The sequence below is a fragment of the Massilia endophytica genome (assembly GCF_021165955.1).
In the GTDB taxonomy this organism is placed as follows: Bacteria; Pseudomonadota; Gammaproteobacteria; order Burkholderiales; family Burkholderiaceae_D; genus Rugamonas; species Rugamonas endophytica.
In genome coordinates, this window is record NZ_CP088952.1 from 952,969 (window position 1) to 969,223 (window position 16,255).

Annotated in this window: 10 protein-coding genes, 2 tRNA genes, 3 rRNA genes and 1 riboswitch; of the genes, 11 read left to right on the top strand and 4 right to left on the bottom strand. The window is 61.0% G+C overall.

The annotated features are described in order from the left end of the window. Window positions 1-4 precede the first annotated feature (4 nt). The 4 genes from LSQ66_RS04390 to cobT all read right to left on the bottom strand — a co-directional run bounded on the left by LSQ66_RS04390 (window position 5) and on the right by cobT (window position 4,507). Window positions 5-1,852 (bottom strand): TonB-dependent receptor domain-containing protein, encoded by a 1,848-nt coding sequence (locus LSQ66_RS04390; protein ID WP_231768591.1) that lies wholly within the window; start codon window positions 1,850-1,852, stop codon window positions 5-7. Between the two features lie 68 nt (window positions 1,853-1,920). Further along, window positions 1,921-2,142: riboswitch (cobalamin riboswitch) on the bottom strand. Further along, window positions 2,137-2,706, bottom strand: a complete 570-nt coding sequence (locus LSQ66_RS04395; RefSeq protein WP_231768592.1) for a histidine phosphatase family protein — start codon at window positions 2,704-2,706, stop codon at window positions 2,137-2,139. (Overlaps the previous riboswitch by 6 nt.) Beyond that, complete coding sequence (locus tag LSQ66_RS04400; RefSeq protein ID WP_231768593.1) at window positions 2,697-3,476, bottom strand: adenosylcobinamide-GDP ribazoletransferase; 780 nt, start codon at window positions 3,474-3,476, stop codon at window positions 2,697-2,699. The genes LSQ66_RS04395 and LSQ66_RS04400 overlap by 10 nt, the downstream gene beginning before the upstream one ends. Next, the gene (cobT, locus tag LSQ66_RS04405) at window positions 3,476-4,507 is read right to left on the bottom strand and encodes a nicotinate-nucleotide--dimethylbenzimidazole phosphoribosyltransferase (RefSeq protein WP_231768594.1); all 1,032 of its coding nucleotides are present in this window, start codon (window positions 4,505-4,507) and stop codon (window positions 3,476-3,478) included. The genes LSQ66_RS04400 and cobT overlap by 1 nt, the downstream gene beginning before the upstream one ends. Window positions 4,508-4,549: 42 nt before the next feature. Here cobT and LSQ66_RS04410 point away from each other — a divergent pair, with 42 nt between their 5' ends. From LSQ66_RS04410 to LSQ66_RS04460, 11 genes are all read left to right on the top strand, one after another. Next, window positions 4,550-5,239, top strand: a complete 690-nt coding sequence (locus tag LSQ66_RS04410) for a response regulator transcription factor (RefSeq protein ID WP_231768595.1) — start codon at window positions 4,550-4,552, stop codon at window positions 5,237-5,239. Continuing rightward, window positions 5,226-6,470: a sensor histidine kinase gene (locus LSQ66_RS04415; protein WP_231768596.1), complete on the top strand. Its 1,245-nt coding sequence runs from the start codon at window positions 5,226-5,228 to the stop codon at window positions 6,468-6,470. Before LSQ66_RS04410 ends, LSQ66_RS04415 begins: the two co-directional genes overlap by 14 nt. A gap of 63 nt (window positions 6,471-6,533) precedes the next feature. Then, window positions 6,534-8,177, top strand: a complete 1,644-nt coding sequence (locus LSQ66_RS04420) for a phosphoethanolamine transferase (protein WP_231768597.1) — start codon at window positions 6,534-6,536, stop codon at window positions 8,175-8,177. Then, the gene (locus tag LSQ66_RS04425; protein ID WP_231768598.1) at window positions 8,155-8,925 is read left to right on the top strand and encodes a phosphatase PAP2 family protein; all 771 of its coding nucleotides are present in this window, start codon (window positions 8,155-8,157) and stop codon (window positions 8,923-8,925) included. The genes LSQ66_RS04420 and LSQ66_RS04425 overlap by 23 nt, the downstream gene beginning before the upstream one ends. Before the next feature lie 239 nt (window positions 8,926-9,164). Continuing rightward, window positions 9,165-10,695: ribosomal RNA gene (locus LSQ66_RS04430) — 16S ribosomal RNA — on the top strand. Between the two features lie 63 nt (window positions 10,696-10,758). After that, window positions 10,759-10,835, top strand: a tRNA-Ile gene (locus tag LSQ66_RS04435). 9 nt (window positions 10,836-10,844) lie between these two features. Then, window positions 10,845-10,920, top strand: a tRNA-Ala gene (locus LSQ66_RS04440). 172 nt (window positions 10,921-11,092) lie between these two features. Beyond that, window positions 11,093-13,966, top strand: a 23S ribosomal RNA gene (locus tag LSQ66_RS04445). A gap of 103 nt (window positions 13,967-14,069) precedes the next feature. Continuing rightward, a 5S ribosomal RNA gene (gene rrf, locus LSQ66_RS04450) occupies window positions 14,070-14,182 on the top strand. The 16S, 23S and 5S rRNA genes sit together here with 2 tRNA genes alongside, the layout of an rRNA operon. A gap of 183 nt (window positions 14,183-14,365) precedes the next feature. Beyond that, window positions 14,366-14,785, top strand: a complete 420-nt coding sequence (locus tag LSQ66_RS04455; RefSeq protein WP_231768599.1) for a Sec-independent protein translocase family protein — start codon at window positions 14,366-14,368, stop codon at window positions 14,783-14,785. 72 nt (window positions 14,786-14,857) lie between these two features. Next, window positions 14,858-16,249, top strand: a complete 1,392-nt coding sequence (locus tag LSQ66_RS04460) for a DUF2868 domain-containing protein (protein WP_231768600.1) — start codon at window positions 14,858-14,860, stop codon at window positions 16,247-16,249. Window positions 16,250-16,255 lie beyond the last annotated feature (6 nt).

Consider the following 16,255-nt stretch of genomic DNA (forward strand, 5'->3'; position numbering starts at 1 on the left):
TGAATTATTTCATGCCGTAGCGCAGACCGGCAAACACCGTGGAACCGGCGGTTGCGTAGTAGCGCGCCAGCTCATACTGCTTGTCGGCCACGTTGTTCCAGCGGACGAGGGCGGACCAGTCGCGGTTGAACTGCCAGGTCGCGAACAGGTTCACCAGGCCATAGCCGCCAAGACGGGCGGTGTTGCTGGCATTGTCGAAACGTTCGCTGGACAGCTGCCATTCAACACCCGCGCGCAGAGGGCCCGCGCCATATTCGGCGGCCAGGCTGGCATGGCGCCTGGCGCGGCGCGCCAGCTGCTTGTGGGTCGTTTCGTCCTTCGGATCCTGCAGGTCGGCGCTGGCGCTCAGGGCCAGGTCGCCCAGCTGGTGCTGCGCAGACAGCGACAGGCCTTCCAGCGTGGCCTTGTTCACGTTGTAGGCGCAGCCGAAGGTGAAGGCCGGATCGGGGATGGGGCAGGGGATGGTGGTCACCAGCAGACGGCTCAGCTTGTTGCGGTAGTACACCGCGCCCAGCTGGGTCTTGCCGTCGTTGTACTGCAGCCCGATCTCGCCGTTGCGGCCTTTTTCAGGCTTGTTGTCCGGCTGGCCGAAGCCCGGGTAGTACAGTTCATTGAAAGTCGGGGCGCGGAAGCTCGTGCCATAGCTGGCGTTCAGGCGCAGTTCGCGCGTGAAGCGGTAGCCGTAGCCGAGGGAGCCGGTGCCCTTGCTGCCGTACTGCGAGCTGTCGTCGTTGCGCGCACCCACGCTGACCAGGTGGTCGCCGCGCTTCAGGTTATAGGTGGTGGCGACCGAGTTGGTGCTGCGGTCGCGCGAGAGGCCTGCCGTATTGGCTTCCACTTCTTCCTTGCGGCGTTCGGCCAGCAGCTGCAGGGTGTCCGCGCCCAGCTGGATATCGTTCTGCCAGCTGAATTGGGTCTGCTTCGTGTTGATCTGGCTTGTGCCGAAGGGGCCGGTGCCGCTGAAGTTGCCCGACTTGTCGCGCGTCTGCGCAAGCTGCAGCTGCATCTTCCAGTTCGGCAGCAGCTCATGGCGGCTGAAAACGGCCACGTTGTTCAGGTCCTGCACGCTGTGAGCGTCGAAGCTGCCGGCGCCTGCATCGATCTGCGTTTCGGTGCGGCTGTACAGGAAGAGGGCGCCCGCTTCATGGCCTGGAGCCAGCTGCACCGTGAATTGGCCTGCCGCGTTCTTGCGGTCATAGCCGTCCTTGTCGCCGTTGTAGGAGAAGTTGCCCGGCTTGGTGGCCGAGAAACCGTCAGAACGTTCCTTGCCTGCGCTGAGCGAGTAGCTGAATTTGCCGGTGCCGCCCGAGATGGCGGCATCCGCTTCGCGCGTGTTGTCGCTGCCTGCGCCAGCGAAGGCGGTGACGGCGGTTTCGCCCTTGCCCTTCTTGGTGAACACCTGGATCACCCCGCCGATGGCGTCCGCGCCGTACAAGGTGCTGAGGGGGCCATAGACGATTTCGATGCGGTCGATGGCGCTCAGGGGAATGGAGCTCCAGCTGGCCGCGCCGCTGGTCGAGGAGCCGATGCGCACACCGTCCACCAGCACGATGTTCTGGTTGCTGTTCGCGCCGCGGATGTAGACGGTGGAGTTGGTGCCCGGGCCGCCGTTGCGGGTCACTTCGATGCCGCGCTGGCGCTGCAGCAGCTCGGTCACCGAGCCCACGCCGGAACGCGCGATCTCGTCGGCAGTGATGGTAACGGTATCGCTGATCACTTCGCTCGCGCGCTGCGGGCTGCGGGTGGCGGTGACGATCACGGCGTCGATGGCGGTGGTCTGGGCGAAGGAGGGCGCGGCGATAGCCATGGCGAGGGACGCCAGCGTCGCCTGCCGTGTTACTGGAAAGGTCATGACAAGTCTTCTAAAAATGAGCAACCGGCCCACGTCCCCGTAGGCTGGATTGAACAGATGCGCAGTCCGCGCATCCACCTGATTTGGCCGGTATCCGGGCTGGCAGGTATGGCCGTCTCACCTTCCCATGCTTGCGCACAGTGGTTGCCGGAGGCGGCTTCCGCTTCAAGGAGCGGACACTTGCTTACCGTTGCGGGGGCAGCACACGTTGACCGGCAAGGCCGGTTCGTGTTTCCCGTTTAACTGCGCTCAAGAACTCGAGCGCGGGCACCAAAACCTCGCCATTATACGGGCTTGCCGCTCAAGGGCAAACTGAGGACTTCGCCGTAGGCGATCCGGTGGGGCGTGGCGGCCGCGTTCAGGGCCGCCGCAGCAGGGGTTTGGCCGCCTGCCAGCGCCTGCATCAGCCGCATGGTGCCCGCGTGGCAGACGACGACGGTGCGCTCGCAGCCGCTGCGCCGCAGGTCATGAAGAAAGCCGTTCACCCGCTGCGCCACCTCGGCCACATTCTCGCCGCCTCCCGGCCGGAAGCCCGGCAGGTCGGCCACCCAGGCATCGACCTCCGCGCGCGGAATGGCTTCCCAGCGTTGGCCTTCCCAGCCGCCAAAGTGCATCTCCGCGATTCGCGCATCGCTGCGGAAATCGGGAGACAGCAGTTGCGCGAGGGCGCTGCAGCGCTGCAGCGGGCTGCTGAAATACTGGACGGTGGAGACAGGGACGAGCAGCGCAAGCTGGCCTTGCACTGCGTCCGCGCATCGAGCCAGCTCGCCGGCCTCGACGGCGACATCGCTGCTGCCGTAGCACCGCCCCTCAACACCGGCGGGGCGGGGATGGCGGATGAGGATCAGTTCCATGCGGCGAGGCCTGCGCCTGCCACCGCGCAGAGATAGAAAACGGCTTCCGTCAGCTGCTGGACCGCGCCCAGGCAGTCGCCCGTGTAGCCGCCCAGCCGCTGCGCGAACTTGCGCGCCAGCCACCAGGCGCCGAGCATCATGGCCACCAGTCCGGCGAGCAGCACGGACCAGGCGATCCAGCCCATGGCGGCGATGATGGCGGGCGGCAGCAGCGCGGTAGCTGCCGCAATGAGGAATTCTCCGCCGCGCATCTGCTGCGCCAGCGGCTTGGACTTGCCTTCGCTGCGCGCGTACTGCATCTGCCAGATCAGGGCGCTGGCCATCAGCCGGGACAGGGGATGCGCCGCGAACATCGCCGCAATGGCGGCGGAAGGCGCAAGCTGCGCCAGCGCCGTGCATTTCACCGCCAGCATGAGGAGGATGCCGATGGCGCCGTAGGCGCCGATGCGGGAATCCTTCATGATCTCCAGCGCGCGTTCGCGCGTCATGCCCCCGCCCAGGCCGTCGCAGGTATCGGCGAAGCCGTCTTCGTGAAAGGCGCCCGTGGCGTAGATGGTGGCGGCGGTGGACAGCAGAACCGCGAGGGACGCTGGCAGGGCGTGTGCGGCAAGCCAGTACACGGCCGTGCCAATGGCCGCGACCACCGCTCCCACCAGCGGAAAGTAGCGCGAGGATTGATGCAGCCAGTCCGGATCGAAGCCCACCCAGCGCGGGATGGGCAGCCGCGTGAAGAACTGCAGCGCGGTGAAGAACAGGCGCAGCTGCTGCATCAGCTGGACTTCTCGCTGACCTGGGCGGAGGCGAAGGTTGCCATCCGGTTCAGGAAGTTGGCCGCGGCCTGCAGCAGGGGCAGGGCGAGGGCGCTGCCGGTGCCTTCGCCCAGGCGCAGGCCGAGATTCAGCAGGGGGCGGCCGCCCAGCGTCTCCAGCAGCTGGCGGTGGCCCTGTTCGTTCGAGCAGTGCGAGAACACGCAGTAATCCAGGATATTGGGCTGCAGCCTTGCGGCGCACAGCAGCGCACTGCTGACGATGAAGCCGTCGATCAACAGTACCTTGCGCAGTTCGGCCGCCTTGAGCATGGCGCCAGCCATCATGGCGATCTCGAAGCCGCCGAAGGCAGCCAGCACGTCCAGCGGGGCAGTGACCCCGTGGTGCCCGGCCGCCGCCTCGATCACGCGCTGCTTGTGCAGCACCCCGTCGGCGGTGAGGCCCGTGCCCGCGCCGACGCAGGCGGCGGCAGGGATGCCGGTGAGCTTGTGCATCAGCGCAGCGGCCGCGGTGGTGTTCCCGATGCCCATCTCGCCGAAGCCCACCACATTGCCGGGCAGGGTCGCGGCGAGTTCCATGCCGCGTTCGAGTGCCAGGGCGCATTGTTCCGCAGTCATCGCGGGCTCCTGCGCAAAGTTGCGGGTGCCGTGCGCCACCTTGCGGTCCACCAGCCCTTCGCGATGGCCGAATTCATGGTTCACGCCCGCGTCGATCACCGTGAGCGCAATGCCGTTCTGCTGCGCGAAGACATTGATGGCCGCCCCGCCCGCCAGGAAGTTCTCCACCATCTGCCAAGTCACATCCTGGGGATATGCCGATACGCCTTCCGCGACCACGCCGTGGTCGCCCGCAAACACCAGCATGGCCGGTTCCACGATCCGCGGCGAAACGGTTTGCTGAACGAGGCCGATCTGTTTCGCCAGCTGTTCGAGCACGCCGAGGCTGCCGGGCGGCTTGGTTTTGTTGTCGATGGCGTGATCGAGCTGCGCGGCCAATGCGGGATCTTGTATGGAGGCGATATTCGGAAGGATCATGGCTTGGAAGCGGGATATAAAGACCGGAATTATAATTCCAGCATGAGAATCCTGATCATCGAAGACAATCCCGATATCGTGGCCAACCTGTACGGCTTCCTGGAGCCCAAGGGCCATGTGCTCGATTCGGCAGGCAACGGCTATGGCGGACTCGCCCTCGCGGCGCAGCATGAGTACGATGCCGTGGTGCTCGATGTGATGCTGCCGGGCCTGAACGGCCTGGAACTGTGCCAGAAGCTGCGCGGCGAACTGCGCAAGGCCACGCCGGTACTGATGCTGACTGCACGCGACACCCTGCAGGACAAGGTTGCGGGCTTCGACAGCGGGGCGGACGACTATCTGGTGAAACCCTTCTCGCTGGTGGAACTGGAAGTGCGCCTGAAAGCCCTGGTGCGGCGCGCCGGTGGCGGCCACGCGCCAAGTGCGGCGCTGGCGGTGGGAGATCTCACCTTCGACACCGATACCTTCGAGGTGCGCCGGGCGGGCCGTCCCATCGCGCTCACGAAAACGGGCTACACCATTCTCCGGCTGCTGATGAAGGAGTCTCCCAAGGTCGTCACCCGCGAAGTCATCGAACAGGCGGTATGGGGAGAGGACCGGCCGGACAGCGACGCGCTGCGCGTTCACATTCATGCCCTGCGCCAGGCGCTGGACAAACCCTATCCCTTCGCCATGCTGCGCACCATCGCGGGCATCGGCTACAAACTGGTCGCCAGCGATGAAGAAAACTGATTCCCTGCGGCGGCACATTGTGCGTGCCTATCTGCTGTTTGCCGTTTCGGCGTCGCTGTTCTTCGCCATCATTGCGGCGTTGGCCGTCGAGGGCATCGAGGTCCATCTTGTCGACGAGCGCCTGAAAGAGGTGGCTGGATGGGCTGGCCCTCGCTATGCGGGCCGCCTGCCGGTGGAGATGCCCGCCGGGATCAGCTTCCATCATGGCGACGGCATCCCCAAGTCCCTGCGCGGACTCCCGCACGGCGTGCACGAGTTGTCCGTGGACGGCGTGGACTTGCATGTCCTCGCCGGAAGCGACGCTGCAGGGGAGTTCGTGGTAGTGGACCATGACAGCGAGTATGAGAAGATCGAGATCGTCGTCTACTCCATGTTCGCCGTCGGCTTCCTGGGTTTCATGGGCTGTTCGCTGATGCTGGGCCGCTTCGTCGGGAACCGGCTGGTGGAGCCGATCAGCGAGCTGGCGCGCGCGGTGGAGGAGCGGCGCGGCAGCCTGCCCTCGCAGGAGCGGCGTGACGAACTGGGCGTGCTGGCGCGCGCCTTCGCAGGCCACACCCGCGAGCTGCAGCAGTTCCTCGACCGCGAACGCTTCTTTACCGGAGACATGAGCCATGAGCTGCGCACGCCGTTGACGGTCATTGCAGGCGCGGCGGAGGTCCTTATGGCGCAGACCGGAAGCGACCCTTTGCTGCACGCGCCCGCCGAGCGCATCTACCGTGCCGCCAGCGAGGCGGGCGAAGTGACGGCGACCCTGCTGCGCCTGGCGCGCTCGCCGGACCAGCTGGAATGGTCCGAGCTCTCCGCCAGCGCCATTGCGCAGGCGGAGGTGCAGCGCTATCAGGTCCTGGTCGCGAATCGTCCGGTGACCCTGCGCTACGCCGGCGGCGCCGACTTCACCGTGCATGCCGTGCGCGAGCTGCTGCAGGCAGCCGTCGGCAATCTGGTGCGCAATGCCTGCCAGTACACGGAATCGGGCCACGTGGAAGTGCGGCTCGAAGGCCGCAGCATCGTGGTCGAGGACACAGGACCCGGCCTGCCGCCCGCAGCCCGGGCGCGCCTGAACAATCTGCCGATACCGGCGGATGCTGCGGGCTCTTCGGGAACGGGACTGGGCTTGGGTCTGGTTCAACGCATCGGCGCTCACCTTGGCGCGCTCCTGGCCACCCAGGAGCGGCCGGGCGGAGGCACCCGCATGTCGCTCACCTTTCCCGGCGATTTAACGCGTCCTTAACGGACATTTCACCCGGCCTTTACTTGCCGCGGAGTATCGTCAGGCCTTCCAATTGGAGTGCCTGTGAAATTTGCAACCCTGCCGCGCATTGCTGCACCGCTGTTACCGCTTTATGCCTCGGCCTTCCTGGTTCTGGCTTATAACTTTTCCTTCTGGCGAACGCTGGTATCGGCTACAGGCGGCGCGCAACTGTCCAATCTGCCTCTGTATATAGGCGCCTTCCTCCTGCTGGTGCTGCTCTTCAACGGCATCCTGACGCTGCTGAATTTCCGTTTCGTCATCAAGCCTGTGCTGATGGCGCTCTTCCTCGCCGCATCGTCCGCCACCTACTTCATGAACCAGTATGGCGTTGTGATCGACGCCTCCATGGTGCAGAACGTGATCGAAACGGATGTTCGGGAGGCCAATGAGCTGTTCAGCTGGAAGATGGCGCAAACCATCGTTTTCCTCGGCGTGCTGCCTGCCCTCGTGGTGTGGAAGCTGCCGCTCGAATTCCGGCCGCTGCGGCGCGACCTGCTGCTGAAGCTTGGCATTGCCGTATTGTCCTTCCTCGCTGCGGTGGGCTTGCTGATGGCGCTGTTCAAGACCCTGGCGCCAGCGGTGCGCGAACATCGGGAGCTGCGCTTCCTGCTCACCCCCACCAACATCTTCCAGGCATCGCACAGCTACCTGAAACGCAAATGGGCGGCGCCAGTGGTCATTGCGCCCATGGGCACGGACGCGGCGAAAGGCCATGCATGGGCCGCGGGCAGCGGCAAGCACACGGTAACGCTGATCGTGGTGGGGGAGACCGCCCGCAGCATGAACTTCTCCCTGAACGGCTACGGGCGGCAAACGAACCCGCTGCTAGCGCAGCAAAAGGACCTGGTCAATCTGCAGAATGTATCTTCCTGCGGCACGGCGACGGCGGTCTCCGTTCCCTGCGTGTTCTCCGGCTTTGGCCGCGATGACTATTCGGAGGCTCAGGCGCGCAACCAGGAAGGCCTGCTGGATGTGCTCAAGCACGCAGGTTTCGACGTGCTATGGCGCGACAACAATTCAGGCTGCAAGGGCGTATGCGACCGGGTGCGCTTCGAAGACCTCTCCCATCCTGTTGCGGGCGATCCGCTTTGCAATACCGAGGAGTGCTACGACGAGCGCATGCTGCGTGACCTGCCGGACCTGATCCGGAAGGCAGACAAGGATATGGTCATCGTGCTGCACCAGAAAGGCAGCCATGGCCCGGCCTACTGGAAGCGCTATCCGGCCGCCTTCGAGAAGTTCGCTCCCGTATGCCGGACCAACGAACTCGAACAGTGTTCGCGCGAATCCATCGTGGCTGCCTACGACAACACCATTCTGTATACCGATTTCGTGATCAGCAAGGCGATCGACATCCTGCGCGCCGCGTCGGCCGAAGGCGTGGCCGATACGTCGATGATCTACTTCTCGGACCACGGCGAGTCGCTGGGCGAGAAGAACATGTACCTGCATGGCGCTCCCTACATCCTTTCGCCTGCGGAGCAGCGCAGCGTACCCATGATGATCTGGCTGTCGCAAAGTTTCCGCGACCGCTTCCGCATCGACAACAGCTGCCTCGCCGCGCGCAGCAAGCAGGAGTTCTCGCACGATAACGTGTTCCACTCCGTGCTCGGCATGCTGGATGTGAACACTGCCGTGTACAACCCCAAGCTCGATCTTTTCCATGCGTGCACCCATGGCGTCTGAAGGCCTGCGCAGCCGTGCTGCATTGGTTGCCATCCTGGGCCTCATCTTCGGCGCAATCCTCATCCTCTGGCTTGGCGCGAGCACCGATATCGACCTGCGCCTGGCCGACGCGGCCTTCAACCGCGCCACGCAGAGCTTCCCCCTGCAGCACGCGTGGCTGACGGAGAAGTTCAACCACGTGATCCTGAAGTCCATGCTCTCGGCCGTTGGCGCATCGATCGTCGTGCTGGCACTGTGGGACGCTTATCGGCCCTACAAGAGCTGGCAGGCCTCGCGGCGTGTGGGCATGCGCGTGACCGCCATGTCCGCAGTGATGGTGCCCTCCGTGATCAGCCTTCTCAAGCATGCCAGCGCCTCGCATTGCCCCTGGGACCTGCAGCGCTACGGCGGCACGGAACCTTATGTGCGGCTGCTGGAATGGATGCCGGCCGGGATCGCGCCCGGCCATTGTCTTCCGGGCGGCCACGCTTCCAGCGCACTATGGCTGCTTGCGATCGCTGCGTTCTGGTGGCCGCATCGTCCGCGCACGGCCGTTGCGGTTGCGGTGGCGATGCTGATGTTCGGCGGCGCCGTCGGCTGGCTGCAGCAGCTGCGGGGCGCCCACTTCCTGACCCATACCCTGTGGTCGGCCTGGATTGCATGCGCGCTGGTGTTCGCAATCTATCTCTTCAATACGCGAGGCCTTGCACGGCTGCGTGCGATGCGCTATAGTTCTGTCCCCGCCGCAATCGAGCAAACGATTCGGTAGGAAAAGAAGGGCTTGACGAGCTGCACGAAACAGCGGATAATCTCGCCTCTCTGCTGATGAACAAAACGCTTCATCGGAACAGCAGGATCTTTAAAAATTAACAGTCGATAAGTGTGGGCGTTTGAAGAAGTGCACGGAGCTTAGGCTCCGCTGCTCAAATAATAGATTCAAACGTTCACAAGAAATATGTCAGTATTTTGAGTGAATGACCCCAATGGAAACATTGGAAAACAGAGATTGAACTGAAGAGTTTGATCCTGGCTCAGATTGAACGCTGGCGGCATGCTTTACACATGCAAGTCGAACGGCAGCGCGGGCTTCGGCCTGGCGGCGAGTGGCGAACGGGTGAGTAATGTATCGGAACGTACCCAAGAGTGGGGGATAACGTAGCGAAAGTTACGCTAATACCGCATACGATCCAAGGATGAAAGCGGGGGACCTTCGGGCCTCGTGCTCCTGGAGCGGCCGATATCTGATTAGCTAGTTGGTGAGGTAAAGGCTCACCAAGGCGACGATCAGTAGCTGGTCTGAGAGGACGACCAGCCACACTGGGACTGAGACACGGCCCAGACTCCTACGGGAGGCAGCAGTGGGGAATTTTGGACAATGGGGGCAACCCTGATCCAGCAATGCCGCGTGAGTGAAGAAGGCCTTCGGGTTGTAAAGCTCTTTTGTCAGGGAAGAAACGGCTGTGGCTAATATCCACGGCTAATGACGGTACCTGAAGAATAAGCACCGGCTAACTACGTGCCAGCAGCCGCGGTAATACGTAGGGTGCGAGCGTTAATCGGAATTACTGGGCGTAAAGCGTGCGCAGGCGGTTTTGTAAGTCTGTTGTGAAATCCCCGGGCTTAACCTGGGAATGGCAATGGAGACTGCAAGGCTGGAATCTGGCAGAGGGGGGTAGAATTCCACGTGTAGCAGTGAAATGCGTAGAGATGTGGAGGAACACCGATGGCGAAGGCAGCCCCCTGGGCTAAGATTGACGCTCATGCACGAAAGCGTGGGGAGCAAACAGGATTAGATACCCTGGTAGTCCACGCCCTAAACGATGTCTACTAGTTGTCGGGTCTTAATTGACTTGGTAACGCAGCTAACGCGTGAAGTAGACCGCCTGGGGAGTACGGTCGCAAGATTAAAACTCAAAGGAATTGACGGGGACCCGCACAAGCGGTGGATGATGTGGATTAATTCGATGCAACGCGAAAAACCTTACCTACCCTTGACATGGCAGGAACCCTGGAGAGATCCGGGGGTGCTCGAAAGAGAACCTGCACACAGGTGCTGCATGGCTGTCGTCAGCTCGTGTCGTGAGATGTTGGGTTAAGTCCCGCAACGAGCGCAACCCTTGTCATTAGTTGCTACGAAAGGGCACTCTAATGAGACTGCCGGTGACAAACCGGAGGAAGGTGGGGATGACGTCAAGTCCTCATGGCCCTTATGGGTAGGGCTTCACACGTCATACAATGGTACATACAGAGGGCCGCCAACCCGCGAGGGGGAGCAAATCCCAGAAAGTGTATCGTAGTCCGGATTGTAGTCTGCAACTCGACTGCATGAAGTTGGAATCGCTAGTAATCGCGGATCAGCATGTCGCGGTGAATACGTTCCCGGGTCTTGTACACACCGCCCGTCACACCATGGGAGCGGGTTTTACCAGAAGTAGGTAGCTTAACCGCAAGGGGGGCGCTTACCACGGTAGGATTCGTGACTGGGGTGAAGTCGTAACAAGGTAGCCGTATCGGAAGGTGCGGCTGGATCACCTCCTTTCTAGAGTCGCACGGACTCAAACGTTCACACTTATCGGCTGTTAGTAGAAGAAGAAACGAGCGCGGGTCTGTAGCTCAGCTGGTTAGAGCACCGTGTTGATAACGCGGGGGTCGTTGGTTCGAGCCCAACCAGACCCACCAAGTACATACGGGGGATTAGCTCAGCTGGGAGAGCACCTGCTTTGCAAGCAGGGGGTCGTCGGTTCGATCCCGTCATCCTCCACCACTGCATTTACGAAAAACCAGTGTTTTTGGTAAGTGTAGTTCTCGTTCTTTAACAATCTGGAAGAAGTAAAGTTTTATTAAGCGCACACAGCAATGTGTGTACTTAGGGTAGTAGTAAAACTCATCAAACACAGTAGTAAATGCATTTAGAACTATAGCCGTCAAGGTTATAGGGACAAGTGAATAAGTGCACATGGCGGATGCCTTGGCGATTACAGGCGATGAAGGACGTAGAAGTCTGCGATAAGCTTCGGGGAGCTGACAAACAAGCATTGATCCGAAGATTTCCGAATGGGGAAACCCGGCCTTTTAGGTCATCTCACACTGAATACATAGGTGTGTGAAGCGAACGCGGCGAACTGAAACATCTAAGTAGCTGCAGGAAAAGAAATCAACCGAGATTCCCAAAGTAGTGGCGAGCGAAATGGGAAGAGCCTGTACGTGATAGTCGAGCTGATAGTGGAAGCCTCTGGAAATAGGCGCCATAGCGGGTGATAGCCCCGTACACGAAATCAGAACGGTGGTACTAAGCGTACGACAAGTAGGGCGGGACACGAGAAATCCTGTCTGAAGATGGGGGGACCATCCTCCAAGGCTAAATACTCGTAATCGACCGATAGTGAACCAGTACCGTGAGGGAAAGGCGAAAAGAACCCCGGGAGGGGAGTGAAATAGATCCTGAAACCGTGTGCATACAAACAGTCGGAGCCTCTTCGTGGGGTGACGGCGTACCTTTTGTATAATGGGTCAGCGACTTACATTCAGTGGCGAGGTTAACCAGATAGGGGAGCCGTAGAGAAATCGAGTCCGAACAGGGCGCCAGTCGCTGGGTGTAGACCCGAAACCAAGTGATCTACCCATGGCCAGGTTGAAGGTGCGGTAACACGCACTGGAGGACCGAACCCACTAATGTTGAAAAATTAGGGGATGAGCTGTGGGTAGGGGTGAAAGGCTAAACAAACTTGGAAATAGCTGGTTCTCTCCGAAAACTATTTAGGTAGTGCCTCAAGTATCACCACCGGGGGTAGAGCACTGTTATGGCTAGGGGGTCATCGCGACTTACCAAACCATTGCAAACTCCGAATACCGGTGAGTGCGAGCTTGGGAGACAGACGTCGGGTGCTAACGTCCGGCGTCAAGAGGGAAACAACCCAGACCGCCAGCTAAGGTCCCAAAGATTGGCTAAGTGGAAAACGAAGTGGGAAGGCTAAAACAGTCAGGATGTTGGCTTAGAAGCAGCCATCATTTAAAGAAAGCGTAATAGCTCACTGATCGAGTCGTCCTGCGCGGAAGATGTAACGGGGCTAAGCCAGTCACCGAAGCTGCGGATATGCGCAAGCATATGGTAGGAGAGCGTTCTGTAAGCCTGCGAAGGTGTCTTGTAAAGGATGCTGGAGGTATCAGAAGTGCGAATGCTGACATGAGTAGCGATAATGCGGGTGAAAAGCCCGCACGCCGTAAGCCCAAGGTTTCCTGTTCAACGTTCATCGGAGCAGGGTGAGTCGGCCCCTAAGGCGAGGCAGAGATGCGTAGCTGATGGGAAGCAGGTTAATATTCCTGCACCGTCGTATGATGCGATGGGGGGACGGATCGCGGAAGGTTGTCTAGCTGTTGGAATAGCTAGTTTCTGGTTCATAGAAGGCGCTTAGGCAAATCCGGGCGCGGAATTCAAGGGACTGGGACGAGCGAGCTTGTCTCGCGAAGCAATCGGAAGTGGTTCCAAGAAAAGCCTCTAAGCTTCAGTCATACGAGACCGTACCGCAAACCGACACAGGTGGGCGAGATGAGTATTCTAAGGCGCTTGAGAGAACTCGGGAGAAGGAACTCGGCAAATTGGTACCGTAACTTCGGGAAAAGGTACGCCTCGGTAGCTTGACCACTTTACTGTGGAAGGGCGAAAAGGTTGCAATAAACTGGTGGCTGCGACTGTTTAATAAAAACACAGCACTCTGCAAACACGAAAGTGGACGTATAGGGTGTGACGCCTGCCCGGTGCTGGAAGATTAAATGATGGGGTGCAAGCTCTTGATTGAAGTCCCAGTAAACGGCGGCCGTAACTATAACGGTCCTAAGGTAGCGAAATTCCTTGTCGGGTAAGTTCCGACCTGCACGAATGGCGTAACGATGGCCACACTGTCTCCTCCCGAGACTCAGCGAAGTTGAAGTGTTTGTGATGATGCAATCTACCCGCGGCTAGACGGAAAGACCCCATGAACCTTTACTGTAGCTTTGCATTGGACTTTGAACCAATCTGTGTAGGATAGGTGGGAGGCTTTGAAGCGGGGACGCCAGTTCTCGTGGAGCCAACCTTGAAATACCACCCTGGTTTGTTTGAGGTTCTAACCTTGGCCCGTGATCCGGGTCGGGGACAGTGCATGGTAGGCAGTTTGACTGGGGCGGTCTCCTCCTAAAGTGTAACGGAGGAGTTCGAAGGTACGCTAGGTACGGTCGGACATCGTGCTAATAGTGCAATGGCATAAGCGTGCTTAACTGCGAGACCGACAAGTCGAGCAGGTACGAAAGTAGGACATAGTGATCCGGTGGTTCTGTATGGAAGGGCCATCGCTCAACGGATAAAAGGTACTCTGGGGATAACAGGCTGATTCCTCCCAAGAGTTCATATCGACGGGGGAGTTTGGCACCTCGATGTCGGCTCATCACATCCTGGGGCTGTAGCCGGTCCCAAGGGTATGGCTGTTCGCCATTTAAAGTGGTACGTGAGCTGGGTTTAAAACGTCGTGAGACAGTTTGGTCCCTATCTGCCGTGGGCGTTGGAAATTTGAAGGGGGCTGCTCCTAGTACGAGAGGACCGGAGTGGACGAACCTCTGGTGTACCGGTTGTCACGCCAGTGGCATTGCCGGGTAGCTAAGTTCGGAAGAGATAACCGCTGAAAGCATCTAAGCGGGAAACTTGCCTTAAGATGAGATTTCCCGGAGCCTTGAGCTCCTTGAAGGGTCGTTCGAGACCAGGACGTTGATAGGTCAGGTGTGGAAGTGCAGTAATGCATTAAGCTAACTGATACTAATTGCCCGTACGGCTTGTCCCTATAACCTTGACGGTTATGCGCATTTACCAGTGTTTGAGAACGCTACCCTCTACTTCTTCCAGATTCAGGCTGCAGCGACATCGCTGCAGCCGTACAAGTCATGCCTGATGACCATAGCAAGTCGGTCCCACCCCTTCCCATCCCGAACAGGACCGTGAAACGACTCTGCGCCGATGATAGTGCTGCAACCAGTGTGAAAGTAGGTTATCGTCAGGCTGTTATTCCCAAAAAGCCCCATCGCCTGAACGCGCTCTAGATCGCGCTCAGTGCTGATGGGGCTTTTTTCCTATTCCAGTTTTACGTGCGTTTCCTCCTACATGCCTGCGGTCCCGTGACTGATACAGGCCCGAGGCATGGGCGCGCATGATCTCCCTGTTGACCATCACAGAGGAGAAAATCATGAGCCCCAAGCCAAACAACACCAGCGCTCCTGGCGCCATCCAGAAGGGCAGCGCCAATGTGCAGTCCGCCACGGCTGAGCAGAAGGGCACTTCGATGCGCGCCCCCGGCTCCATGCAGGGCTCTCTGGATGAGCAGATGGGCGGTGAGCATGGCGGCGCCGCGGCCCAGCAGGCCGGCTGGAGCGCACGCCAGAAGGCGGACCGCATGGGCGAACGCGCCGAAGATGAGCGCCAGGGCCTGCCCCAGCAATCCGGCTACGGCGGGCAGGAGCAGAAGCAGCATGCGGGTTCCCAGGAATCCGTGACCGGGCCGCAAGGCTCGCGCCAATCCGGCCAGCCGGATAACCGGCAGGCTTCGGTGGACCAGCAGCCGTCCGACTCCGGCAGCCGTCCCACGACCCGCACGCCGCAACGCTGACACAGCTCGTCCAGCCCAGCGCTGCCCTGGCTCGGCAGGCGTACAATGTCGTCAACACACGACAGGAGGCGCATGAACGAGCAGGCAGCGCGGGATATCGTACTGGTCCGGGCAATCGAGACCAGCGACCGGAACTTCGAGATCCTCAGCCAGGACGATCGCCATTACGCCAACCGCACGGCGCGCGAGTTGGCGCAATGGCAGGCATCCGAGACCGGCAAGGCGGCGGCGCCAGTTCATTTCTACCAGCAGCGCGCCGAGCAGATCATCCGCAAGCTCTCGCAGCGCCACCCTGCCTTCAGCGCTTTCGTAAAGCGGCGCACCGGCCTGCACGGCCTTTCGTGGCTGCTGCCTCTTCTTGCGCTGGTGCTGGGTGCGGGCCTGGACCGCATCGCCGATCCGCACCGCGTCGACCTGCTTTCCGGCCCTCTGCTGCTGATCATCGGCTGGAACCTTCTCGTCTACATCATCATGCTGGTCTGGCTCTGCATCCCCAGGGCCGGAACCACAAGCTTTCGCGCCCGCTGGATACGCCGTCTTGCTGGCGGCAAGGCAGCCATGCCGCGCAAGATGCCTCATGCGCTGTCCTCCGCCTTGTTCGCCTACATGGCCGACTGGACGCAGTTGAGCGCACGCCTCTATGCGGCCCGCCTGGGCGCAGTTGTCCACCTCAGCGCGGCGATGTTCGCCCTGGGCGCTGGGCTGTCGCTGTACGCGCGCGGCCTGATGACGCAGTATGCGGCCGGATGGGAGAGCACCTTCCTCGATGCCGCGCAGGTGCACGAGCTGCTCTCGCTGCTCTTCTGGCCTGCCACCCAGCTGCTGCAGCTGCCCGGCTTCACCCTGCAGGAAGTGCAGTCGCTGCACTACGCCGCCGCGCCGAACGGTGCAGGTGGTGCGCGCTGGGTGCATCTCTACGCGGCCACGCTGGCCTTGCTGGTCATCTTGCCGAGGCTAGTGCTGGCCGGCCTCGCCGCAGCGCGTGCCGGATGGCTGGCGCGGCATTTTCCGCTCGACCTGGAGCAGCCGTATTTCCGCCAGCTCCACGATGCAGCAGGCGGCGAGCCTGGCGTCCTGCGCGTGCTGCCATACAGCTTCACGGTGGACGAGGCCCGTGCCAAAGGCCTGGCGGCCATCGCTGCAGGACTGCTGGGCGAACGCGCGCGCGTACAGCTGCTGCCATCCCTGGCTTACGGCGCGGAGCTGCCGCAGATAGGGCAAGAGGGCGCCACCTTGACGGCGGGCCTGTTCAACCTGGCGGCCACGCCGGAGAAGGAAAACCATGGCGCCTTCATCACCCAGCTGCTGCTGGCAACGGGCGGCAATGCGGTGCTGCTGATCGACGAATCGGCCTTCGCCGAACGTGCTCCCGATCCGCAGCGCCTGCGCCAGCGCGTGGAGCTGTGGCGCGAGTTCTGCATCTTCCACGGCAAGGAGCCGCAACTGGTCAACCTTCTGGCGTAGGAGGCG